This window comes from Corallococcus macrosporus, assembly GCF_017302985.1.
GTDB lineage: Bacteria > Myxococcota > Myxococcia > Myxococcales > Myxococcaceae > Corallococcus > Corallococcus macrosporus_A.
This window is the reverse complement of the sequence record NZ_JAFIMU010000006.1, coordinates 199,755-225,986: the sequence shown is the minus strand read 5'-3', so window position 1 is coordinate 225,986 and position 26,232 is coordinate 199,755. Positions and strand designations below refer to the sequence as shown.

Annotated in this window: 1 protein-coding gene (cut by a window edge); it reads left to right on the top strand. The window is 69.7% G+C overall.

Features of this window, described 5'->3' with window-relative positions; all coding sequences use genetic code 11:
* Positions 1 to 26,232: the 3' portion of a non-ribosomal peptide synthetase gene (locus JYK02_RS10925; protein WP_207050863.1), read on the top strand. 17,358 nt of this gene lie to the left of the window's left edge; only the last 26,232 of its 43,590 coding nucleotides appear in the window; the start codon falls outside the window, past its left edge; it ends in the stop codon at positions 26,230 to 26,232.

The window sequence follows — 26,232 nt, the reverse complement described above, 5'->3', positions numbered from 1 at the left end:
CAGGGCGACGCGGTGCCGAAGCTCGTGGCGGTGGAGCGGACCGGGAACGACCTGCCGCTGTCGTTCGCGCAGCAGCGCCTGTGGTTCCTGGATCAGCTCCAGCCCGGAAGCGCGTCGTACAACATGACGTCCGCGGTGCGGCTGTCGGGCACGCTGGACGTCACGGCCCTGGAGCGCACGTTCCTGGAGCTCGTGCGCCGGCACGAAGCCCTGCGGACGACCTTCCAGACCCGTGACAGTCGACCAGTCCAGGTCATCTCCGCCCTTGGCGCGTCCGTCCTGGCGCAGCTCCCCGTCCAGGGCCAGACCTCCGCCGAGCAGGACGCCGAAGCGCGCAAGCTCGTGGAGGCTGAAGCCACGCGTCCGTTCAACCTCGCTCGGGGGCCTCTGTTCCGCGCGACGCTGCTGCGGCTGAGGGACACGGAGCACGTGCTGGTGCTGGTGATGCACCACATCGTGTCGGACGGCTGGTCCATGGACGTGCTGGTGCGCGAAGTGGCGGCCCTGTACGGCGCCTACTCGCAGGGCCGCGCGTCGCCGCTGCCGGAGCTGCCCGTGCAGTACGCGGACTACGCGGCCTGGCAGCGCGGCTGGCTGCACGGCGAGGTGTTGGAGAAGCAGCTGTCCTGGTGGCGTGGACAGCTCGAGGGTGCGCCGCACGCGTTGGAGCTGCCCACAGACCGTCCGCGTCCGGCGGTGCAGGGCATCTCCGGTGCCAGGACCGCGCTCCAGCTCCCCAGGGCCCTGGAGGAAGCGGTGCTCAAGCTGGCACGTCAGGAGGGCGCGACGCCCTTCATGGTGGTGCTGGCGGCATGGCAGGTGTTGCTCGCGCGCTACAGCGGACAGCAGGACATCAGCGTGGGAACGCCCATCGCGGGCCGTAACCGCACAGAGCTGGAAGGCCTCATCGGCTTCTTCGTGAACACGCTGGTCCTGCGCACGAAACTGGAGGGCGGCACGAGCTTCCGGCAGGTGCTGCGCCAGGTGCGCGAGACGACCCTGGGCGCCTACGAGCACCAGGAAGTGCCGTTCGAGAAGCTGGTGGAGGAGCTGAAGCCCGAGCGTGACCTGAGCCGCTCGCCGCTCTTCCAGGTGATGTTCACGTGGCAGACCGAAGCGGCTGCCACGAACACCCCGGGAGAAGTGCGTCCGAACAGCAATCTCACCCTGCGTTCGCTCCAGACGGAAGGGACGACGGCGAAGTTCGATCTGACGCTGGGAGTGGCGGAGACAGGCCAGGGTCTGGCGGCGTCGCTCGAGTACAGCACGGACCTGTACGACGCGGAGACGGCGCAGCGGATGCTGAGCCACCTGGGCACGTTGCTCTCCGGCATCACGCGGAACGCGGACGCAAGCATCTGGAGCCTGCCGCTGCTGGAGACCGAAGAGCGTCAGCAGGTACTGGAACGCTTCGCGGGAGCACAGGCAGAGGGCTCCACGGCGGAGACGATCCAGAGCCTCTTCGCTGCGCAGGCCGCGAAGACGCCGGACGTGATGGCCGTGGCGCACGAGGGCAGGGCGCTGACGTACGCGCAGGTGGAGGCGCGGGCGAACCAGCTGGCGCATCACCTGCGGACGCTCGGCATCCGCGAGGAGAGCCGGGTGGGCGTGTGCGTGGAGCGCACGGAAGCCATGGTGGTGGCGCTGCTGGGCGTGATGAAGGCAGGCGCTGCATACGTGCCGCTGGACGCGACGTATCCGAAGGACCGCCTGGCCTACATGCTGGAGGGCACGGGCGCGCCGGTGGTGGTGACGCAGGCAGGTCTGGAAGACGTGCTGCCCGAGTACACCGGCCAGCGCGTCAGGCTGGACAAGGATGAGGCGGTGCTGGCCTCGTACCCGGTGGCGGCACTGGCCAGCAGAACGGAGCCCCGGCAGTTGGCGTATGTGCTGTACACGTCCGGAAGCACAGGCCGTCCGAAGGGCGTGGCGGTGACGCACGCAAGCGCGGTGGCATTCCTCAAGTGGGCCACGGGCACCTTCAAGCCGGAGCAATTGAAGGGCGTGCTGGCAGCGACGTCGCTGAACTTCGACCTGTCGGTGTTCGAAGTCTTCGCGCCGCTGGTAAGCGGCGGCACGGTGGTGGTGGCCGAGAATGCACTGGCACTGGCGGGGCTGAAGGAAGCCTCGCGAGTGACGCTGCTGAACACGGTGCCGTCCGCGGTAGCGGAGCTAATGCGAAGCGGAGGCATCCCGTCTTCGGTGGAGACGGTGAACCTCGCAGGTGAGGCGCTGCCGAATCGGTTGGTGCAGGCGCTGTACGCGCTGCCGCAGGTGAAGGAGGTCAACAACCTCTACGGCCCGACGGAAGACACGACGTACTCGACGCACGCGCGGGTGGAGCGCGGAGCGAAGATGGAGCCGCGAATCGGCCGTCCGCTGGAAGGCACACAGGCGTACGTGCTGGACACGCACGGGCAGCCGGTGCCGGTGGGCGTGCCCGGCGAGCTGTACCTGGGCGGCGAGGGCCTGGCGCGAGGCTACCTGGGCCAGCCGGGCATGACGGCGGAGCGCTTCGTCCCCAACCCCTTCGGAACTCCCGGCTCGCGGCTGTACCGCACGGGAGACAAGGCGCGGTGGGGCCGGGACGGGACGCTGGAGTACCTGGGCCGCATGGACTTCCAGGTGAAGGTGCGCGGCTTCCGCATCGAACTGGGAGAGGTGGAGGCGGCGCTCGGCGAGCAGACGTCAGTCCGTGATGTCGTCGTCGTGGTGCGCGAGGACGCACCGGGCGACAAGCGGCTGGTGGCGTACGTGGTGGCGCAGCCGGGCCAGACGTTGGAGGCGGCGACGCTGCGCAGCGCCCTGAAGGGACGGCTGCCGGAGTACATGGTGCCGTCGGCCTTCGTGGTGCTGGAGGCTTTGCCCCTCAACGCGAACGGCAAGGTGGACCGCAAGGCGCTGCCGAAGCCGGAGGCCGGAGCCGAGCGCACGCGCCAGTACGTGGCACCGCGCACGAAGACCGAAGAGGTCCTTACGGGCATCTGGGCGCAGGTGCTGGGCGTGAAACAGGTGGGAGTGGAGGACAGCTTCTTCGAATTGGGAGGCCACTCGCTGCTGGCGACGCAGGCGGTGTCGCGCATCTGCACTGCCTTCAACGTCGACCTGCCACTGCGTGCACTCTTCGAGTCCCCCTCGGTCGCGGAGCTGGCCCTCAAGGTGGAGTCCGCGAAGCAGGGCAGCACGGTGCCGAAGCTCGTGGCGACGGCGCGCACGGGCCAGGAGCCACTGTCCTTCGCGCAGCAGCGGCTGTGGCTGCTCGAACAGCTCCAGCCGGGCAGCGCCTCGTACAACCTGCCGGCCGCGGTGCGCCTGAGCGGCACGCTGGATGTCGAAGCCCTGCGCCGGACCTTCACGGAGCTGGTGCGCCGTCACGAAGCCCTGCGCACGACGTTCCAGGTCCGCGATGGCCAACCGTCGCAGGTGGTGGCACCTGCTGGCGAGCTGGCGTGGACCCTCACGTCACTGGAGGCTCTGCCGGAAGCCCGCCGTGAAGCAGAGGTCCGGGCCCTGGCGAAATCCGAGGCCCTGCGTCCGTTCGACCTGAGCCAGGGTCCGCTGTTCCGCGCGACGCTGGTGCGGCTGTCGGAGACGGAGCACGTGTTGGTGCTGGTGATGCACCACATCGTGTCGGACGGCTGGTCTATGGACGTGCTGGTGCGGGAAGTCGCCGCGCTCTACGGCGCGTACGCGGAAGGCCGCGAGTCGCCGCTGCCGGAGCTGCCGGTGCAGTACGCGGACTACGCCGTCTGGCAGCGAGGCTGGTTGCAAGGCGAGGTGCTGGAAGGCCAGCTCGCGTGGTGGCGCCAGCAGTTGGAGGGCGCACCCCATGCGCTGGAGCTGCCGACGGATCGGCCGCGTCCGGCGGTGCAGCGCTTCCATGGCGCGAATGCCTCGGTGGTGATGCCGAAGGCGCTGGAGGAGAAGCTGTCCTCACTGGCTCGCCAGGAGGGCGCGACGCCCTTCATGGTGCTGCTGGCGGCGTGGCAGGCGTTGCTCGCGCGCTACAGCGGTCAGCAGGACATCAGCGTGGGGACGCCCATCGCGGGCCGTAACCGCACCGAGCTCGAAGGCCTCATCGGCTTCTTCGTGAACACGCTGGTGCTGCGCACGAAGCTGGAGGGGCGCCAGACCTTCCGCGACGTCCTCCGTCAGGTGAAGGAGACGACGCTGGGTGCGTACGCGCACCAGGAAGTGCCGTTCGAGAAGCTGGTGGAGGAGCTGAAGCCCGAGCGCGATCTGAGCCGCACGCCGCTCTTCCAGGTGATGTTCACCTGGCAGGCTGGCTCGGTCGCCACGTCCACGGGAGAGGTGCGTCCGAACAACAGCCTTGCGTTGCGTGCTCTCGAAACCGAAGGCGCGACGGCGAAGTTCGACTTGACGCTGGGGATGGCTGAGACAGGCCAGGGCCTCGCGGCGTCGCTTGAGTACAACACCGACCTGTACGACGCGGAGACGGCGCAGCGGATGCTGAGCCACTTCGGGATGCTGCTGGAGGGCATCGCGAAGGACGCGGACGTGAACCTCTGGAGCCTGCCGCTCCTGGGCTCGGAGGAACGTCAGCAGGTGCTGAAGCACTTCGCGGGCACGCAGGCGGAGGGCTCCCCTGCGGAGACGATCCACAGCCTCTTCGCTGCGCAGGCCGCGAAGAGGTCGGACGCAACGGCCGTGGTGCACGAGGGCAGGGCACTGACCTACGCGCAGGTGGAGGCGCAGGCGAACCAGCTGGCGCGTCACCTGCGCACGCTGGGCGTCGGAGAAGAGAGCCGGGTGGGCGTGTGCGTGGAGCGCACGGAAGCCATGGTGGTGGCGCTGCTGGGCGTGCTGAAGGCGGGCGCGGCATACGTGCCGCTGGACGCGGCGTACCCGAAGGAGCGTCTGGCCTACATGCTGGAGGGCACGGGCGCGCCGGTGGTGGTGACGCAGGCAGGTCTGGAAGACGTGCTGCCCGAGTACACCGGCCAGCGCGTCAGGCTGGACAAGGATGAGGCGGTGCTGGCCTCGTACCCGGTGGCGGCACTGGCCAGCAGAACGGAGCCCCGGCAGTTGGCGTATGTGCTGTACACGTCCGGAAGCACAGGCCGTCCGAAGGGCGTGGCGGTGACGCACGCAAGCGCGGTGGCATTCCTCAAGTGGGCCACGGGCACCTTCAAGCCGGAGCAATTGAAGGGCGTGCTGGCAGCGACGTCGCTGAACTTCGACCTGTCGGTGTTCGAAGTCTTCGCGCCGCTGGTAAGCGGCGGCACGGTGGTGGTGGCCGAGAATGCACTGGCACTGGCGGGGCTGAAGGAAGCCTCGCGAGTGACGCTGCTGAACACGGTGCCGTCCGCGGTAGCGGAGCTAATGCGAAGCGGAGGCATCCCGTCTTCGGTGGAGACGGTGAACCTCGCAGGTGAGGCGCTGCCGAATCGGTTGGTGCAGGCGTTGTACGCGCTGCCGCAGGTGAAGGAGGTCAACAACCTCTACGGCCCGACGGAAGACACGACGTACTCGACGCACGCGCGAGTGGAGCGCGGAGCGAAGACGGAGCCGCGAATCGGCCGTCCGCTGGAAGGCACGCAGGCGTATGTGCTGGACACGCACGGACAGCCGGTGCCGGTAGGCGTGCCCGGTGAGCTGTACCTGGGAGGAGAAGGCCTGGCGCGAGGCTACCTGGGCCAGCCGGGCCTGACGGCGGAGCGCTTCGTGCCGAACCCGTACGGTGAGGCGGGGACGCGGCTGTACCGCACGGGAGACAAGGTGCGGTGGGGCCGTGACGGGACGCTGGAGTACCTGGGCCGCATGGACTTCCAGGTGAAGGTGCGCGGCTTCCGCATCGAGCTGGGAGAAGTGGAAACGGCGCTGGGTGAGCAACCCACGGTGCGTGACGTCGTGGTGGTGGTGCGTGAGGACGCACCGGGCGACAAGCGGCTGGTGGCGTACGTGGTTCCGCAGCCCGGCCAGACGTTGGAGGCGGCAACGCTGCGCAGTGCGCTGAAGGGACGGCTGCCGGAGTACATGGTGCCGTCAGCCTTCGTGGTGCTGGCCGTACTGCCCCTCAACGCGAACGGCAAGGTGGACCGCAAGGCGCTGCCGAAGCCGGAGGCGGGTGCGGAGCGCACGCGCCAGTACGTGGCGCCGAAGACCCAAACGGAGACCATGCTCGTTGCGCTCTTTGAGAGCGTGCTGGGCGCGAAGCAGGTGGGCGCGGAGGACAGCTTCTTCGAGCTGGGAGGCCACTCGCTGCTGGCGACGCAGGCGGTGTCTCGCATCCGCACGGCCTTCAACGTCGACCTGCCACTGCGTGCACTCTTCGAGGCTCCGACGGTCGCGGCGCTGGCCCTCAAGGTGGAGTCCGCGAAGCAGGGCAGCGCGGTGCCGAAGCTCGTGGCCACGGCTCGCACGGGCCAGGAGCCGCTGTCCTTCGCGCAGCAGCGGCTGTGGCTGCTCGATCAGCTTCAGCCGGGCAGTGCCTCGTACAACCTGCCGGCCGCGGTGCGCCTCACTGGCACGTTGGATGTCGAAGCCCTGCGCCGGACCTTCACGGAGTTGGTGCGCCGTCACGAAGCCCTGCGCACGACGTTCCAGGTCCGCGATGGCCAACCGTCGCAGGTGGTGGCAGCGGCTGGCGAGCTGGCCTGGAGCCTCACGTCACTGGAGGCTCTGCCGGAAGCCCGCCGTGAAGCAGAGGTCCGGGCCCTGGCGAAATCCGAGGCCCTGCGTCCGTTCGACTTGAGCCAGGGTCCGCTGTTCCGCGCGACGCTGGTGCGGCTGTCGGAGACGGAGCACGTGTTGGTGCTGGTGATGCACCACATCGTGTCGGACGGCTGGTCCATGGACGTGCTGGTGCGGGAAGTCGCCGCGCTCTACGGCGCATACGCGGAAGGCCGCGAGTCGCCGCTGCCGGCCCTGCCGGTGCAGTACGCGGATTACGCCGCCTGGCAGCGAGGCTGGCTGCGCGGTGACGTCCTGGAAGAACAGCTCGCGTGGTGGCGCCAGCAGTTGGAGGGCGCACCGCACGCGCTGGAGCTGCCGACGGATCGGCCGCGTCCGGCGGTGCAGCGCTTCCATGGCGCGAATGCCTCGGTGGTGATGCCGAAGGCCCTTGGTGAAGCGCTGGCGACCCTGGGTCGCCAGGAAGGCGCCACGTCCTTCATGGTGCTGCTGGCGGCGTGGCAGGTGCTGCTGGCCCGTTACAGCGGGCAGCAGGACGTGAGCGTGGGCACGTCCATCGCGGGCCGTAACCGCACGGAACTCGAAGGCCTCATCGGCTTCTTCGTGAACACGCTGGTGCTCCGGACCCGCTTGGAGGACCGCGCGTCCTTCCGGCAGGTGCTGCGTCAGGTGAAGGAGACGACGCTGGGTGCGTACGCGCACCAGGAAGTGCCGTTCGAGAAGCTGGTGGAAGAACTCAAGCCCGAGCGCGACCTGAGCCGCTCGCCGCTCTTCCAGGTGAGCTTCCTGCTGCAGAACACGCCGACGCAGCGGCACGAAGCGGCGCCGAGGGAAGCGCTGACGCTGCGCGCGGTGGAGACGGATGTCGCGACGGCGAAGTTCGACCTGACGCTGGCGATGGCGGAGACAGGCCAGGGCCTGGCGGCGACGCTCGAATACAACACGGACCTGTACGACGCGGAGACGGCGCAGCGGATGCTGAGCCACTTCGGGATGCTGCTGGAGGGCATCGCGAAGGACGCGGACGTGGGCGTCTGGGAGGTGTCACTGCTGAAGACCGAGGAGCGTCAGCAGGTGCTCCTCGACTGGAACGCAACGGCCAGGGACGTCGAGCTGGAGGGCACCTTCTCGGAGGCCTTCGAGAAGCAGGTGGCCCGGACGCCGGATGCGCCCGCGGTGCGCTTCGAGGAGGAGACGCTCTCCTTCACGCAGTTGGAAGCCCGCGCCAACATGCTCGCGCACCACCTGCGCGCGCTGGGAGTCGGAGCGGACGTGCCGGTGGCGCTGTGCCTGGACCGCTCGCTGGAGGCGATGGTGGCCGTGCTGGCGGTGATGAAGGCCGGCGGCTACTACGTGCCCCTGGACCCGGCATGGCCCGTCCACCGCCGTGCGTTGGCGCTGAAGGACAGCGCGGCGCCGGTGCTGCTGACGCATGCACGCATCGCGGCCGGGTGGGACGTCGAGGGCGTCCAGGTGTTGTGCCTGGACGCGGAAGGCGCACTGCCCAAGGGCCTGCCGACGCACGCTCCGGTGCAGGTGGCGACGGCGCGCAACCTTGCCTACGCCATCTACACCTCGGGAAGCACGGGCACGCCGAAGGGCGTGATGATCGAGCACCGCTCGGTGCTGCACTTCCACCAGGCGCTGAAGCAGACGATCTACGCGGGCCAGCCGACGGGGCTGCGTGTCAGCGTCAACGCGCCGCTGTACTTCGACGCGTCCGTGCAGCAGTGGGTCCAGCTGCTGGACGGGCACTGCCTGTGCATCGTGCCGGAAGAGACGAGGCAGGAGCCGAAGGCGCTGGTGGAGTGGGTGCGGCGTGAGCAGGTGGACGTGCTGGACTGCACGCCGTCCCTGTTGCGGCTGCTGATCCCGCAGGGGCTGCTGGAAGGAAAGAAGGCCCCGAGACTGGTGCTGCCGGGCGGTGAGGCCCTGGACGCGGCCACGTGGGCCGCGCTGGCCGCCGCGCCGAGGACTCGGGCCTTCAACGTGTACGGTCCGACGGAATGCACGGTGGACTCCACGAGCCACGAGGTGCGTCCTGGGACGCAGCCTGTCCTCGGTGGCCCGCTGCCCAACGTGCAGGCCTACGTGCTGGACACCCGCGGGCAGCCGGTGCCGGTGGGCGTGCATGGAGAGCTGTACCTGGGCGGAGAGGGCCTGGCGCGCGGCTACCTCAAACGTCCCGAGCTGACGGCGGAGCGCTTCGTGCCCAACCCCTTCGGCACGCCCGGCTCACGGCTGTACCGCACGGGAGACAAGGTGCGGTGGGGCCGTGACGGGACGCTGGAGTACCTGGGCCGCATGGACTTCCAGGTGAAGGTGCGTGGCTTCCGCATCGAGCTGGGAGAAGTGGAAACGGCGCTGGGTGAGCAGATGTCAGTCCGCGACGTCGTCGTGGTGGTGCGTGAGGACGCACCGGGCGACAAGCGGCTGGTGGCGTACGTGGTTCCGCAGCCGGGCCAGACGTTGGAGGCAGCAACGCTGCGCAGTGCGCTGAAGGGACGGCTGCCGGAGTACATGGTGCCGTCGGCCTTCGTGATGCTGGCCGCACTGCCGCTCAACGCGAACGGCAAGGTGGACCGCAAGGCGCTACCGAAGCCGGAGGCGGGCGCGGAGCGCACGCGCCAGTACGTGGCGCCGCGCACGAAGACCGAAGAGGTCCTGACGGACATCTGGGCGCAGGTGCTGGGCGTGAAACAGGTGGGAGTGGAGGACAGCTTCTTCGAGCTGGGAGGCCACTCGCTGCTGGCGACGCAGGCGGTGTCGCGCATCCGCACGGCCTTCGACATCGAGCTGCCACTGCGAGCCCTCTTCGAGTCCCCCTCGGCCGCGGAGCTGGCCCTCAAGGTGGAGTCCGCGAAGCAGGGCAGCACGGTGCCGAAGCTCGTGGCCACGGCGCGCACGGGCCAGGAGCCGCTGTCCTTCGCGCAGCAGCGGCTGTGGCTGCTGGATCAGCTCCAGCCGGGAAGCGCTTCGTACAACCTGCCGGCCGCGGTGCGCCTGAGCGGCACGCTGGATGTCGAAGCCCTGCGCCGGACCTTCACGGAGCTGGTGCGCCGTCACGAAGCCCTGCGCACGACGTTCCAGGTCCGGGATGGCCAGCCCATCCAGCACATCGAAGCCTCGCGGGAACTGGCGCTGACGTGGGTGCCCATCGAGGCGGTGGACGCCTCGCAGGCCGAGGCCGAGGTCCGCCGCCACATCGACCTGGAGGTCCGCCGTCCCTTCGACCTGAGCCGGGATCCGCTGCTGCGCGTGACGCTGCTGCGGCTGACCGCTTCGGAGCACGTGCTGGTGCTGGTGATGCACCACATCGTGTCGGACGGCTGGTCCATGGATGTGCTCGTCCGGGAGGTGTCCGCGCTCTACTCGGCGTTCACCCAGGGGCGTCCTTCGCCGTTGCCGGAGCTGCCCGTGCAGTACGCGGACTACGCGGCCTGGCAGCGCGGCTGGCTGCGCGACGACGTGCTCGAGGCACAGCTCGCGTGGTGGCGCGATCAGCTCGCGGGCGCATCGCAGGCGCTGGAGCTGCCGACGGATCGGCCGCGTCCGGCGGTGCAGACGTTCCGCGGGGACCACCGCTCGGTGGTGTGGTCTCGCGGGCTGGGTGAGCGGCTGAACGCGCTGGCCCGACAGGAGGGCATGACGCCCTTCATGGTGCTGCTGGCCGCGTGGCAGGTGCTGCTGGCTCGCTACAGTGGTCAGCAGGACGTCAGCGTGGGCACGCCCATCGCGGGCCGCAACCGCACGGAGCTGGAAGGCCTCATCGGCTTCTTCGTGAACACGCTGGTGCTCCGGACCCGCCTGGAGGACCGCGCGTCCTTCCGGCAGGTGCTGCGCCAGGTGAAGGAGACGACCCTGGGCGCGTACGCGCACCAGGAGGTCCCGTTCGAGAAGCTCGTGGAGGAGCTGAAGCCCGAGCGCGACCTGAGCCGCACGCCGCTCTTCCAGGTGATGTTCACCCTGACCAACGCGGCCCCGTCCACGCGCGAAGCGGCGCCGGCGGAAGGCCTGTCGCTGCGGTCGCTCGAGACGGACGGAGGCACGGCCAAGTTCGACCTGACGCTCTCCATGACGGACGACACGTCGGGCCTGGCCGCGTCGCTCGAGTTCAACACGGACCTCTTTGACGCCTCGACCGCCGAGCGGATGCTGAAGCACCTGGGGATGCTGCTGGAGGGCGTCGCCAGCGACGCGGACGTGGGCGTCTGGGACGTGCCGCTGATGGATGCGGCCGAGCGCCAGCAGGTCCTCGTGCAATGGAATGACACCCGGACCCTGTTCCCCGCGACCGGGACCGTCCACGAGCGCTTCGCGGCCCACGCCGCGCGGACGCCTGGCGCGCTGGCGGTGGAGTCGGCCACGGGCGCGACGCTGACGTACGGGGAACTGGAGGCCCGGTCGAACCTGCTCGCCCAGCACCTGCGCTCGCTGGGCGTGGGCCCCGAGGTCCGCGTGGGCCTGTGCGTGGAGCGCTCGCCCGCCATGATCGTGGGCATGCTGGCCGTGCTCAAGGCGGGCGGCGCGTACGTGCCGCTGGATCCGGCACATCCTCGCGAGCGCTTGGCGTACCTGCTGGAGGACGCCCGCATGCGGGTGGTGCTCACGCAGCGCTCGCTGCGGGATGCCCTGCCGGAAGGCTCGGCGAAGGTCGTGTGCCTGGATTCGGACTGGGAGCGCGACGTCACGCCCGGGTCCCTGGCTCCAGTGGCGGAGGCGGGGCGGCTCGCCTACGTCATCTACACGTCGGGCTCCACGGGCCGGCCGAAGGGCGTGGAGGTCGAACACGCGAGCCTCGGCAACCTGGTGGACTGGCATCAGCGCGCGTACGCCCTGTCGGCGGCGGACCGCACGACGCAGCTCGCGGGCCTGGCCTTCGACGCGTCCGTCTGGGAAATCTGGCCGACGCTCGCCGCGGGCGCGAGCCTGCACCTGCCTCCCGACGAGGTGCGCACGGCACCCGCCGAGCTGGTGCACTGGCTGACGGAGCAGGGCATCACCCTCGCGTTCCTGCCCACGGTGCTCGCCGAAGCGGTCGTCACCCGCGAGTGGCCCGCCACGACGGCGCTCCGCACGCTGCTGACCGGTGGAGACCGGCTGCACCGCGTGGAGACCGCGCACCTGCCGTTCCAGGTCGTCAACCACTACGGCCCCACGGAGGGCACGGTGGTCTCCACCGCGGCGGTGGTGCGCGCGTCGACGCAGGCGCCGCCCATCGGCCAGCCCATCGCCAACATGCGGGCCTACGTGCTGGACGCCCGCCAGAGGCCGGTCCCCATCGGGGTCGGTGGCGAGCTGTACGTCGCGGGCGCGGGCGTCACGCGCGGCTACCTGCGCCGGCCCACGTTGACGGCGGAGCGCTTCCTCCCGGATCCGTTCACCACCGAGCCCGGCGCCCGCCTGTACCGCACCGGTGACCGGGTGCGCTGGCTGGCGGAAGGCACGCTGGAGTTCCTCGGCCGCGCGGATGATCAGATCAAGCTCCGAGGCTTCCGCATCGAGCCGGGAGAGATTGAACAGGCGCTCGCCCTGCATCCGGCTGTGCGCGAGTGCGTGGTCGTGGTCCGCGACGACGTCCCGGGCGGCAGGAGGCTGGTGGCGTACGTCGTGGGCAAGGGCGGAGCCGCGCAGGAGACCGGCGCGTTCGCCCCCTTCCTGCGCCAGCATCTGCCGGAATACATGGTGCCGTCGGCCTTCGTGGCGCTGGAATCCCTGCCGCTCAACACCAGCGGCAAGGTGGACCGGCGGGCACTGCCCGCGCCCGAAGCCGGCGCGTCGCGGACGCACCGCTACGTGGCCCCGAGCACCCCGACGGAAGCCCTGCTGGCGGGCCTCTGGGCGCAGGTGCTGGGAGTGCCGCAGGTCGGGACGGAGGACAGCTTCTTCGAGCTGGGAGGCCACTCGCTGCTGGCGACCCAGGCGATGTCGCGCATCCGCTCCGCGTTCGGTGTGGAGCTGCCGCTGCGGGCCCTCTTCGAGGCGCCCACGGTGTCCGGCCTCGCTCGGAAGGTGGATGCGGCGGTGCGCGGAACGCATGACGCCGCGCGCACCGGCGTTCCGGCCCTGGTGCCAGTGGCAAGGACCGGCGCCGAGCCCCTGTCCTTCGCGCAGCAGCGCCTGTGGTTCCTGGATCAACTCCAGCCGGGAAGCACCCAGTACAACCTGCCCGCGGCCATCCGGCTGTCAGGCCGGTTGGACGTGTCGGCCCTGGAGCGCACGTTCGCGGAGTTGGTGCGGCGTCACGAAGCCCTGCGGACCACGTTCCACGTTCGTGACGGGCAGCCGTTCCAGGTCATCACGCCCGCCGCGGAAGCAGTGCTGGAGGTGGTGGACCTCGAAGCGCTGCCGCAGGTGGAGCGTGAGGCGGAAGCCCAACGGCGCGCACAGCGTGAAACGCAGCGTCCGTTCGACCTGGGCCAGGGCCCGCTCTTCCGCGCGAAGCTGCTGCGGCTGAGTGCCACGGAGCACGTGCTGGTGCTGGTGATGCACCACATCGTGTCGGACGGCTGGTCGATGCAGGTGCTGGTGAAGGAAGTGGGCGCGCTCTACGCGGCGTACGCGGAAGGCCGCGAGTCGCCGCTGGCGGAGCTGCCGGTGCAGTACGCGGACTACGCGGCATGGCAGCGTGGCTGGCTGCGAGGCGATGTGCTGGAGGGCCAGCTGGCCTGGTGGCGTCAGCAACTGGAAGGCGCACCGCCCGCGTTGGAACTGCCGACGGACAAGCCGCGTCCCGCGGTGCAGCGCTTCCGGGGCGCGAGCTACACGGTGGCCCTGCCGAACTCGCTGGAGGAGCAGGTGAGGACGTTGGCACAGCAGGAGGGCGTGACGTCCTTCATGCTGCTGCTGGCGGCGTGGCAGGTGGTGCTGGCGAAATACAGCGGACAGCCGGACGTCAGCGTGGGCACGCCCATCGCGGGCCGCAACCAGACGCAGTTGGAAGGCCTCATCGGCTTCTTCGTGAACACGCTGGTGCTGCGCACGAAGGTGGAGGGACGCGAGTCCTTCCGGCAGGTGCTGGCGCGGGTACGCGAGACGGCGCTGGGCGCGTATGCGCACCAGGAGGTGCCGTTCGAGAAGCTGGTGGAAGAGCTGCGGCCCGAGCGCGACATGGGCCGCACTCCGCTGTTCCAGGTGTTCTTCAGCCTCCAGAACACTCCCGCGCAGGCAAGTGACGCCGGACCGAAGGAAGCGCTGGCGTTGCGCCCCGTGGAGACGGAAGCCACGACCGCGAAGTTCGATCTGTCGCTCTCCATGTCGGAGACGGGTCAGGGGCTGGCGGCGACGCTGACGTACAACACGGACCTCTTCGTGGAGAGCACGGCGAAGCGGCTGCTGGGGCACCTCGCGGTCCTGCTGGAGGAGGTGACGGCCCGGCCCGACGCGCGAGTCGGAGACGTGGCGCTGCTGCGAGGCGCCGAAGCGCGCAAGGTGCTGGTGGAGTGGAACCAGACGGCCGCGGAGTTCCCGCGCTCGGCGACGCTGCATGGCCTCTTCGAGGCACAGGTGGCGAGGACGCCGGAGGCGGTGGCACTCGTCAGCGAAGAGGGCAGCCTCAGCTACCGGCAGGTGAATGAAGCCGCCGAAGCGCTGGCGGCGAAGCTGCGCGCCTGGGGCGTGGGTCCTGAAGTGAAGGTGGGCCTGGCGCTGGAGCGTTCCTCGGCGCTGGTCATCGCGCAGGTGGCGACGCTGAAGGCGGGGGGCGCATGGGTGCCGCTGGACGTGGAGTACCCGGCGGAGCGACTGGCCTTCATGGTGCAGGACAGTGGCGCGGCGCTGGTGCTGGCGCATGCGGCGAGGGCGCAGGAGCTGCCGGCGACCTCCGCACGAGTGGTCCTGATTGAGGACGCACTCCAGACGGCAGCGCCTTCCATGCAGGGCACCAGCGAGTCGCGCACAGGTGCGGACGGACTGGCGTACGTCATCTACACGTCGGGAAGCACGGGCCGTCCGAAGGGCGTGGGCGTGGGGCACCGCGCCGTCGTCAACCACCTGCACTGGCGTCAGCAGCGCTTCCCCATGGGAGAGGGGGACGCGTTCCTCGCCAAGGCGTCGAGCAGCTTCGACATCTCGGTGTGGGAAGTCTGGGCGCCGCTGGTCAGCGGAGCGCGGCTGGTGCTGGCGAAGCCGGGAGGCCAACGCGACACGGAGTACCTGGTGCGGACGGTGGCGAAGCACGGTGTGACGCACCTGCACTTCGGGCCGGCACCGCTGGGGACGTTCCTGGAGACGGCGGGCGTGGAGGCCTGCGAAGGGCTGCGGTACGTCTTCAGCGGCGGTGAAGCCCTGGGCGTGGGACTGCACCGGCGCTTCGTGAAGAAGCTGGGCGCGACGCTGGTGCACCAGTACGGCCCGACGGAGGCATGCATCGACTGCGTGGCGTGGGAGACGCCACGCGAAGCAGTGGAGTCCATGCCGCTGGGCCACCCCATCGCCAACACGGACGTGTACGTGGTGGACGAAGCCGGGCACCCGGTGCCGGTAGGCGTGGCGGGAGAGCTCTGGGTAGGCGGAGAGGGCCTGGCCCGAGGCTACCTGGGCCAGCCGGGCCTGACGGCGGAGCGCTTCGTGCCCAACCCCTTCGGTGCGGCGGGAACGCGGCTGTACCGCACGGGAGACAAGGCGCGGTGGCGGGAGGACGGGACGCTGGAGTACCTGGGCCGGTTGGACTTCCAGGTGAAGGTGCGCGGCTACCGCATCGAGCTGGGCGAAGTGGAAGCGGCGCTGGTGGCACAGCCCGGAGTCCGCGAGGCCGTGGCGCTGGTGCGGGACGAGGCGACGACGGGCAAGCGGCTGGTGGCGTACGTGGTGGCGCAGCCGGGCCACACCGTGGACGCGGCTTCGCTGCGCAATGCCCTCAAGCAGCGCATGCCGGAATACATGGTGCCTTCCGCGCTGGTGGTGCTGGAGGCGCTGCCTCTCAACGCCAACGGCAAGGTAGACCGCAAGGCCCTGCCGAAGCTGGAGGCCGGAGCGGAGCGCACGCATCAGTACGTGGCGCCGCGCACCGCGACGGAAGAGGTCCTGACGAACATCTGGGCGCAGGTGCTGGGTGTGGCCCAGGTGGGAGTGGAGGACAGCTTCTTCGAACTGGGTGGGCACTCGCTGCTGGCGACGCAGGTGGTGTCGCGCATCCGCACGGCCCTCAACGTCGACCTGCCGCTGCGAGTCCTCTTCGAGACTCCCACGGCCGCCGAGCTGGCCATCCAGGTGGACGCGGCCCGGAACGCTGGGATCACGGTGACCATCCCGCGCTTGGAGGCTCGGTCCCGGACTGCGCAGGAGCCGCTGTCCTTCGCGCAGCAGCGCTTGTGGCTGCTCGATCAGCTCCAGCCCGGAGGCACGTCGTACAACATCCCCCTCGCGGTGCGGTTGACCGGCAAGGTGGACGTGGGCGCCCTACGCCGCACCTTCAACGAACTGGTGCGCCGTCACGAAGCCCTGCGCACGACGTTCCAGGTCCACGAAGGTCAGCCCTTCCAGCGGATCGCGCCACTCCAGGAAGCCGCCTGGAGCTTCACGGCCCTGGACGGGCTGCCGGCGGATCGGCAGGAGGCGGAGCTCCGCAAGCAGGTCGGCGCGGAAGCGATGCGCTCGTTCGACTTGAGCCAGGGGCCGCTGTTCCGCGCGACGCTGGTTCGGCTGTCGGAAGCGGAGCACGTGCTGGTGCTCGTGATGCACCACATCGTGTCGGACGGCTGGTCCATGGATGTGCTGGTGCGCGAAGTCGCCGCGCTCTACGGCGCGTACGTAGAAGGCCGCGAGTCGCCGCTGCCGGAGCTGCCGGTGCAGTACGCGGACTATGCCGCCTGGCAGCGAGGCTGGCTGCAAGGCCAGGTGCTGGAAAGCCAGCTCGCGTGGTGGCGTCAGCAGTTGGAGGGCGCACCGCATGCGCTGGAGTTGCCGACGGATCGGCCGCGTCCGGCGGTGCAGCGCTTCCACGGCGCGACGGTCTCGGCGGTGATGCCGAAGGCGCTGGAGGAGAAGCTGTCCTCGCTGGCCCGGCAGGAGGGCGCGACGTCCTTCATGGTGATGCTGGCGGCGTGGCAGGTGCTGCTCGCGAGGTACAGCGGGCAGCAGGACATCAGCGTGGGTACGCCCATCGCGGGCCGTAACCGCACGGAGCTGGAAGGCCTCATCGGCTTCTTCGTGAACACGCTGGTGCTGCGCACGAAGCTGGAGGGCCGTGCGTCCTTCCGGCAGGTGCTGCGTCAGGTGAAGGAGACGACGCTGGGTGCGTACGCGCACCAGGAAGTGCCGTTCGAGAAGCTGGTGGAGGAGCTGAAGCCGGAGCGCGACCTGAGCCGTACGCCGCTCTTCCAGGTGATGTTCACCCTGCGCAACGCGGCCAGCAGCAGCGGAGAATCCCTGCCGGGCGGCCTGGTGCTTCGCCCGGTGGAGACGGAAGGGACCACGGCGAAGTTCGACCTGACGTTGGCCATGACCGAAACGGGTCGAGGGCTCTCGGCAACGCTCGAATACAGCACGGACCTGTACGACGCGGAGACGGCACAGCGGATGCTGAGCCACTTCGGGATGCTGCTCGAAGGCATCGCGAAGGACGCGGACGCGAACCTCTGGAGCCTGCCGCTGCTGGAGGCCGAAGAGCGTCAGCAGGTGCTGAAGCACTTCGCGGGAGCACAGGCGGAGGGCTCCACGGCGGAGACGATCCAGAGCCTCTTCGCTGCGCAGGCAAGGAAGACGCCGGACGCAATGGCCGTAGTGCACGAGGGCCGGGCGCTGACGTACGCGCAGGTGGAGGCGCGGGCGAATCAGCTCGCGCGTCACCTGCGGACGCTGGGCATCGGGGAAGAGAGTCGAGTGGGCGTGTGCGTGGAGCGCACCGAAGCCATGGTGGTGGCGCTGCTGGGTGTGCTGAAGGCAGGCGCCGTCTACGTGCCGCTGGACTCCACGTATCCGCAGGAGCGTCTGGCCTACATGCTGGAGGGCACAGGCGCACCGGTGGTGGTGACGCAAGCGGGTCTGGAAGACGTGCTGCCCGAGTACACGGGCCAGCGCGTGCGGCTGGATGCGGATGAGGCGGTGCTGGCCTCGTACCCGGTGGAGGCACCGGCCGTGACGACACAGCCCGAGCAACTGGCGTACGTGCTGTACACGTCGGGAAGTACGGGCCGTCCGAAGGGCGTGGCCGTCACGCACACAAGCGCGGTGGCATTCCTCAAGTGGGCTACGGGCACCTTCAAGCCGGAGCAACTGAAGGGTGTGCTGGCAGCAACGTCGCTGAACTTCGACCTCTCCGTCTTCGAAGTCTTCGCGCCGCTGGTGAGCGGCGGCACGGTGGTGGTGGCCGAGAACGCACTGGCACTCTCCGGACTGAAGGAGGCGGGTCGCGTCACGCTGCTGAACACGGTGCCGTCGGCTGTGGCGGAGTTGGTGCGAAGCGGAGGCGTCCCGTCGTCGGTGCAGACGGTGAACCTGGCCGGCGAAGCACTGCCCAACCGGCTGGTGCAGGCGCTGTACGCGCTGCCGCAGGTGAAGGAGGTCAACAACCTCTACGGCCCGACGGAGGACACGACGTACTCGACGCACGCGCGAGTGGAGCGCGGAGCGAAGACGGAGCCGAGGATTGGCCGTCCGCTGGAAGGCACACAGGCGTACGTGCTGGACACGCACGGGCAACCGGTGCCGGTGGGCGTGCCCGGCGAGCTGTACCTGGGCGGAGAGGGCCTGGCCCGGGGCTACCTGGGCCAGCCGGGCCTGACGGCGGAGCGCTTCGTACCGAATCCCTTCGGCACGCCTGGCTCACGGCTGTACCGCACGGGAGACAAGGTGCGGTGGGGCCGGGACGGGACGCTGGAGTACCTGGGCCGCATGGACTTCCAGGTGAAGGTGCGTGGCTTCCGCATCGAACTGGGAGAAGTGGAAACGGCGCTGGGCGAGCAGACGTCAGTCCGTGATGTCGTCGTCGTGGTGCGCGAGGACGCACCGGGCGACAAGCGGCTGGTGGCGTATGTGGTGGCGCAGCCGGGCCAGACGTTGGAAGCGGCAGCACTCCGTAGCGCCCTGAAGGGACGGCTGCCGGAGTACATGGTGCCGTCGGCCTTCGTGGTGCTGGCCGCGCTGCCGCTCAACGCGAACGGCAAGGTGGACCGCAAGGCGCTACCGAAGCCGGAGGCGGGAGCGGAGCGCACGCGCCAGTACGTGGCACCGCGCACGAAGACCGAAGAGGTCCTGACGGACATATGGGCGCAGGTGCTGGGTGTGAAGCAGGTGGGAGTGGAGGACAGCTTCTTCGAGCTGGGAGGCCACTCGCTGCTGGCGACGCAGGCGGTGTCGCGCATCCGCACGGCCTTCAACATCGAGCTGCCCCTGCGAGCCCTCTTCGAGTCCCCCACGGTCGCGGAGCTGGCCCGCAGGGTGGATGTGGCTCACGGCTCGGATCAGCACCCGATGATGCCGGTGCTCACGAAGCAGATGCGCTCGGCGGAGGAGTCGTTGTCCTTCGCTCAGCAGCGCCTGTGGTTCCTGGATCAGCTCCAGCCGGGAAGCGCCTTCTACAACCTGCCCGCGGCCGTCCGGCTCACGGGCCCGTTGAATGAAAGCGCCCTGCGTCGCACCTTCGATGAGCTGGTGCGGCGTCACGAAGCCCTGCGGACCACGTTCCAGGTCCGTGACGGACAGCCTGCACAGGTCATCGCGCCGGCTGCGGAAGCGGTGCTGGAGGTGGTGGACCTCGGAGCGCTGCCGCAGACCGAGCGCGAGGCCGAAGCCCAACGGCGCGCACAGCGTGAAGCGCAGCGTCCGTTCGACCTGGGCCAGGGCCCCCTCTTCCGCGCGAAGCTGCTGCGGCTGAGCGCCAAGGAGCACGTGCTGGTGCTGGTGATGCACCACATCGTGTCGGACGGCTGGTCGATGCAGGTGCTGGTGAAGGAAGTGGGCGCGCTCTACGCGGCGTACGCGGAAGGCCGCGAGTCGCCGCTGGCGGAGCTGCCGGTGCAGTACGCGGACTACGCGGCATGGCAGCGCGGCTGGCTGCGAGGCGAGGTACTGGAGGGCCAGCTCTCGTGGTGGCGCAAGCAGCTGGAAGGCGCACCGCCCGCACTGGAGCTGCCGACGGACAAGCCGCGTCCCGCGGTGCAGCGCTTCCGGGGCGCGAGCTACACGGTGGCCCTGCCGAACTCGCTGGAAGAGCAGGTGAGGATACTGGCGCAGCGGGAGGGCGTGACGTCCTTCATGCTGCTGCTGGCGGCGTGGCAGGTGGTGCTGGCGAAGTACAGCGGACAGCCGGACGTCAGCGTGGGTACGCCCATCGCGGGCCGCAACCAGACGCAACTCGAAGGCCTCATCGGCTTCTTCGTGAACACGCTGGTGCTGCGCACGAAGGTGGAGGGACGCGAGTCCTTCCGGCAGGTGCTGGCGCGGGTACGCGAGACGGCGCTGGGCGCGTATGCGCACCAGGAGGTGCCGTTCGAGAAGCTGGTGGAGGAGCTCAAGCCCGAGCGTGACATGGGCCGCACTCCGCTGTTCCAGGTGTCCTTCACGCTGAATACGACGAAGGCAGGAGGCGCGACGGGGCTGCCCGGCGGGCTCGTGATCCATGCGGTGGAGACGGAAGGGTCGAACGCGAAGTTCGATCTGTCGCTCTCCATGTCGGAGACGGGTCAGGGGCTGGCGGCGACGCTGACGTACAACACGGACCTCTTCGTGGAGGGCACGGCGAAGCGGCTGCTGGGGCACCTCGCGGTCCTGCTGGAGGAGGTGACGGCCCGGCCTGACGCGCGAGTCGGAGACGTGGCGCTGCTGCGAGGCGCCGAAGCGCGCAAGGTGCTGGTGGAGTGGAACCAGACGGCCGCGGAGTTCCCGCGCTCGGCGACGCTGCATGGCCTCTTCGAGGCACAGGTGGCGAGGACGCCGGAGGCGGTGGCGCTCGTCAGCGAAGAGGGGAGCCTCAGCTACCGGCAGGTGAACGAAGCCGCCGAAGCGCTGGCGGCGAAGCTGCGCGCCTGGGGCGTGGGTCCTGAAGTGAAGGTGGGCCTGGCGCTGGAGCGTTCCTCGGCGCTGGTCATCGCGCAGGTGGCGACGCTGAAGGCTGGAGGCGCGTGGGTGCCGCTGGATGTGGAGTACCCGGCGGAGCGACTGGCCTTCATGGTGCAGGACAGTGGCGCGGCGCTGGTGCTGGCGCACGCGGCGAGGGCGCAGGAGTTGCCGGCGACTTCCGCACGCGTGGTCTTCGTGGAGGAGGCACTCCGTACAACAGAGGCGCCAGCGCAGACGATTCGACAGGCCCCTGCGGACGGACTGGCGTACGTCATCTACACGTCGGGAAGCACGGGCCGTCCGAAGGGGGTAGGCGTGGGGCACCGCGCCGTCGTCAACCACCTGCACTGGCGTCAGCAGCGCTTCCCCATGGGAGAGGGAGACGCGTTCCTCGCCAAGGCGTCGAGCAGCTTCGACATCTCGGTGTGGGAAGTCTGGGCGCCGCTGGTCAGCGGAGCGCGGCTGGTGCTGGCGAAGCCGGGAGGCCAGCGCGACACGGAGTACCTGGTGCGGACGGTGGCGAAGCACGGTGTGACGCACCTGCACTTCGGCCCGGCACCGCTGGGGACGTTCCTGGAGACAGCGGGCGTCGAGGCCTGCGAAGGGCTGCGGTACGTCTTCAGCGGCGGTGAAGCCCTGAGCGTGGCGCTGCACCGGCGCTTCGTGAAGAAGCTGGGCGCGACGCTGGTGCATCAGTACGGCCCGACGGAGGCGTGCATCGACTGCGTGGCCTGGGAGACGCCGCGCGAAGCAGTGGAGTCCATGCCGCTGGGCCACCCCATCGCCAACACGGACGTGTACGTGGTGGACGAAGCCGGGCACCCGGTGCCGGTAGGCGTGGCGGGAGAGCTCTGGGTGGGCGGAGAGGGCCTGGCCCGAGGCTACCTGGGCCAGCCGGGCCTGACGGCGGAGCGCTTCGTGCCCAACCCCTTCGGTGCGGCGGGAACGCGGCTGTACCGCACGGGAGACAAGGCGCGGTGGCGGGAGGACGGGACGCTGGAGTACCTGGGCCGGTTGGACTTCCAGGTGAAGGTGCGCGGCTACCGCATCGAGCTGGGCGAAGTGGAAGCGGCGCTGGTGGCGCAGCCCGGAGTCCGCGAGGCCGTGGCGCTGGTGCGGGACGAGGCGACGACGGGCAAGCGGCTGGTGGCGTACGTGGTGGCGCAGCCGGGCCACACCGTGGACGCGGCTTCGCTGCGCAATGCCCTGAAGGGACGTCTGCCGGAGTACATGGTGCCGTCGGCCTTCGTGGTGCTGGAGGCCCTGCCGCTCAACGCCAACGGCAAGGTGGATCGACGCGCGTTGCCGGCGCCGGAAGCCGAAGCATCTAGGAAGGGACCGTACGAAGCGCCGAATACGGCGACGGAGGAGGCGCTGGCGGCCGTCTGGGCGCAGGTGCTGGGAGTGGCCCGGGTGGGCGCGCTCGACGACTTCTTCGAGCTGGGCGGACACTCGCTGCTGGCGACGCAGGTGGTGTCCCGTCTGCGCACGGCCTTCGGGGTGGAGGTCCCGCTGCGGGCCCTCTTCGAGGCGCCGGTGCTGAGGGCGCTGGCCGAGCAGGTGGACGCGGAGGTGCGGCGAGGCCGTGGAGCCCAGCCGCCGCCGCTGGTGCCCACTGTGCGCTCGGGCGGAGTGCCCTTGTCGTTCGCGCAGCAGCGGCTCTGGTTCCTGGATCAACTGCAGCCGGGCAGCGCCCTCTACAACATCCCCACGGCCGTGAGGCTGACGGGGCGGCTGGACGAGGATGCCCTCCGCAGGACCTTCCAGGAGCTGGTGCGCCGGCACGAGTCCCTGCGCACGACGTTCCGCTCGGAGGCAGGCGAGCCCGTGCAGGACGTCGCGGCTTCGCTGGAGTTGCCGCTCGAGGTGGTGGACCTCCAGTCACTACCGCAGGACGCGCGTGAGGCCACCGCGAAGGCGAGGGCGGCGGCCGCCATCCAGCAGCCGTTCGACCTGAGCCAGGGGCCGCTCCTGCGCACGATGTTGCTGCGGCTCGAGGAGACGGAGCACGTGCTGGTGCTGGTCATGCACCACATCGTGTCGGACGGCTGGTCGATGGGCGTCCTGGTCCGTGAGGTCACGGAGCTGTACGCGGCGTACTCGGAGCAGCGGCCGTCGGCGCTGCCGGAACTGCCGGTGCAGTACGCGGACTACGCGGCGTGGCAGCGAGGCTGGCTGCGTGGTGAGGTGCTCGAAGGCCAGCTCACGTGGTGGCGCCAGCAGTTGGAGGGAGCACCGCACGCGCTGGAGCTGCCGACGGATCGACCGCGTCCGGCGGTGCAGCGCTTCCACGGCGCCACGACGATGGCCCGGTGGCCGAAGGCACTGGAGGAGAAGCTGTCGGTGCTGGCCCGTCAGGAAGGCGCCACGTCCTTCATGGTGCTGTTGGCGGCATGGCAGGTGCTGCTGGCCCGCTACAGCGGGCAGCAGGACATCAGCGTGGGCACCCCCATCGCGGGCCGTAGCCGCACGGAACTCGAAGGCCTCATCGGCTTCTTCGTGAACACGCTCGTGCTGCGCACCAAGCTGGAGGGTGCCCAGACCTTCCGCGACGTCCTCCGTCAGGTGAAGGAGACGACGCTGGGTGCGTACGCGCACCAGGAAGTGCCGTTCGAGAAGCTGGTGGAGGAGCTGAAGCCCGAGCGTGACCTGAGCCGTACGCCGCTCTTCCAGGTGAACTTCATCCTGCAGAACACGCCGACCCGGGCGAGTGAAGCAAGGCCGAAGGACGCGCTGACCCTGCGCGCGATGGAGACGGAAGGCACGACGGCGAAGTTCGACCTGACGCTGGCGATGGCGGAGACAGGCCATGGCCTGGCGGCGACGCTCGAATACAACACGGACCTGTACGACGCGGAGACGGCGCAGCGGATGCTGAGCCACTTCGGGATGCTGCTGGAAGGCATCGCGAAGGACGCGGACGCGAACCTCTGGAGCCTGCCGATTCTGGGCTCGGAGGAACGGCAGCAGGTGCTGAAGCACTTCGCTGGCACGCAGGGGGAGGGCTCCACGGCGGAGACGATCCAGAGCCTCGTCGCTGCACAGGCAAGGAAGACGCCGGACGCAACGGCCGTAGTGCACGAGGGCCGGGCGCTGACGTACGCGCAGGTGGAGACGCGGGCGAATCAGCTCGCGCGTCACCTGCGGACGCTGGGCATCGGGGAAGAGAGTCGAGTGGGCGTGTGCGTGGAGCGCACGGAAGCCATGGTGGTGGCGCTGCTGGGTGTGCTGAAGGCGGGCGCGGCATACGTGCCGCTGGACGCGACGTACCCGAAGGACCGCCTGGCCTACATGCTGGAGGGCACAGGCGCACCGGTGGTGGTGACGCAGGCGGGTCTGGAAGACGTGCTGCCGGAGTACACGGGCCAGCGCGTGCGGCTGGACGCAGATGAGACCGTGTTGGCCTCGTACCCCGTGGAGGCACCGGCCGTGACGACACGGCCCGAGCAACTGGCGTACGTGCTGTACACGTCGGGAAGCACGGGCCGTCCGAAGGGCGTGGCCGTCACGCACGCAAGCGCGGTGGCATTCCTCAAGTGGGCCATGGGCACCTTCAAGCCGGAGCAACTGAAGGGTGTGCTGGCAGCAACGTCGCTGAACTTCGACCTGTCGGTGTTCGAAGTCTTCGCGCCGCTGGTGAGCGGCGGCACGGTGGTGGTGGCCGAGAATGCACTGGCACTGGCGGGGCTGAAGGAAGCCTCGCGAGTGACGCTGCTGAACACGGTGCCGTCGGCGGTGGCGGAGTTGGTGCGAAGCGGAGGCATCCCGTCATCGGTGGAGACGGTGAACCTCGCCGGCGAAGCACTGCCGAACCGGTTGGTGCAGGCGTTGTACGCGCTGCCGCAGGTGAAGGAGGTCAACAACCTCTACGGCCCGACGGAGGACACGACGTACTCGACGCACGCACGGGTGGAGCGCGGAGCGAAGACGGAGCCGAGGATTGGCCGTCCGCTGGAAGGCACACAGGCGTACGTGCTGGACACGCACGGGCAGCCGGTGCCGGTGGGCGTGCCCGGCGAGCTGTACCTGGGCGGAGAAGGCCTGGCGCGAGGCTACCTGGGCCAGCCGGGCCTGACGGCGGAGCGCTTCGTGCCGAATCCGTTCGGTGCGGCGGGGACGCGGCTGTACCGCACGGGAGACAAGGTGCGGTGGGGCCGGGACGGGACGCTGGAGTACCTGGGCCGCATGGACTTCCAGGTGAAGGTGCGTGGCTTCCGCATCGAGCTGGGAGAAGTGGAAACGGCGCTGGGTGAGCAGCCCACGGTGCGCGACGTCGTGGTGGTGGTGCGCGAGGATGCACCGGGCGACAAGCGGCTGGTGGCGTACGTGGTTCCGCAGCCCGGCCAGACGCTGGAAGCCTCTGCACTCCGCAGTGCCCTGAAGGGACGGCTGCCGGAGTACATGGTGCCGTCAGCCTTCGTGGTGCTGGAGGCCCTGCCTCTCAACGCCAACGGCAAGGTCGACCGCAAGGCCCTGCCCTCGGTGAAGACGAACGCGAGCGCCGCGGGGAAGGTCATCGCGCCCCGCGACACGGTGGAGATGCAGCTCGTGTCCATCTGGGAGGAGCTGCTGGGCATCCAGCCGATCAGCGTCGACGCGGACTTCTTCGAGCTGGGTGGCCACTCGCTGCTGGCGGTCCGGTTGATGACGGCGATCCGCAATCGCATGGGCCGGAACCTGAAGCTCGCCGCGCTCTTCCTGGGGCCGACGGTGGAGGGGCTGGCGGCGCTCCTGCGCGAGGAGGCGGCACCGTCGCTGTCGCCGCTGGTGGCCATCCGGCCTGAAGGCACCCGGCCGCCGTTGTTCGTCGTCCACCCGGCCGGTGGCAACGTCCTCAGCTACGTGGAGCTGTCCAGGCGCCTGGGTCCGGAGCAGCCGTTCTACGCCCTGCGCTCGCTGGGCATCGAGGGCGAGCAGGAGCCGCTGGAGACCATCGAAGCGATGGCGACGGCGTACGTCGAGGCCGTGCGCACGGTGCGGCCCGAGGGGCCCTACCTGCTCGCGGGCTGGTCCATGGGTGGCGCCGTGGCCTACGAGATGGCCCGTCAGCTGCGCGCGGCGGGACAGACCGTGGCGCTGCTGGCGCTCATCGACCCGGGCTCGGTGACGAAGACCGGAGGCACGGGCGCGGAGGACGAGCAGATTGGCCAGGAGCTGGCCGCACTCTTCACCCAGGACAAGGAGGGCGCTGAAACCCAGGCGCAACAGTCCACCGACGCGCAGCTGGCGCGCCTGCTGGACGAGGCGAAGCGGGCCGGGGCGGTGACGCAGGACGTGGAGTTGGAGGACTTCCGCATCCTGATGCGCGTCTTCGAGCTCAACCGGAAGGCCGTCCGCCAGTACGTCCCCGGGTCCTACGAGGGCGTCCTCACCGTGGTCCGCGCGAGCAAGAGCGTGGACCCGGCGCCCCTGGGCCGCGACCGCGGCTGGGAGGCGGTGGGGCAGGGCGGCGTGAAGTTGCTGGAGGTGGAGGGCGACCACTACTCCATCCTCCGCGCGCCCCAGGTGACGGTCCTGGCCGAGCTCCTCCAGAAGCTGATCACGCAGGCCCTGGAGGAGGACGGGCCGTCAGCGCCGTAG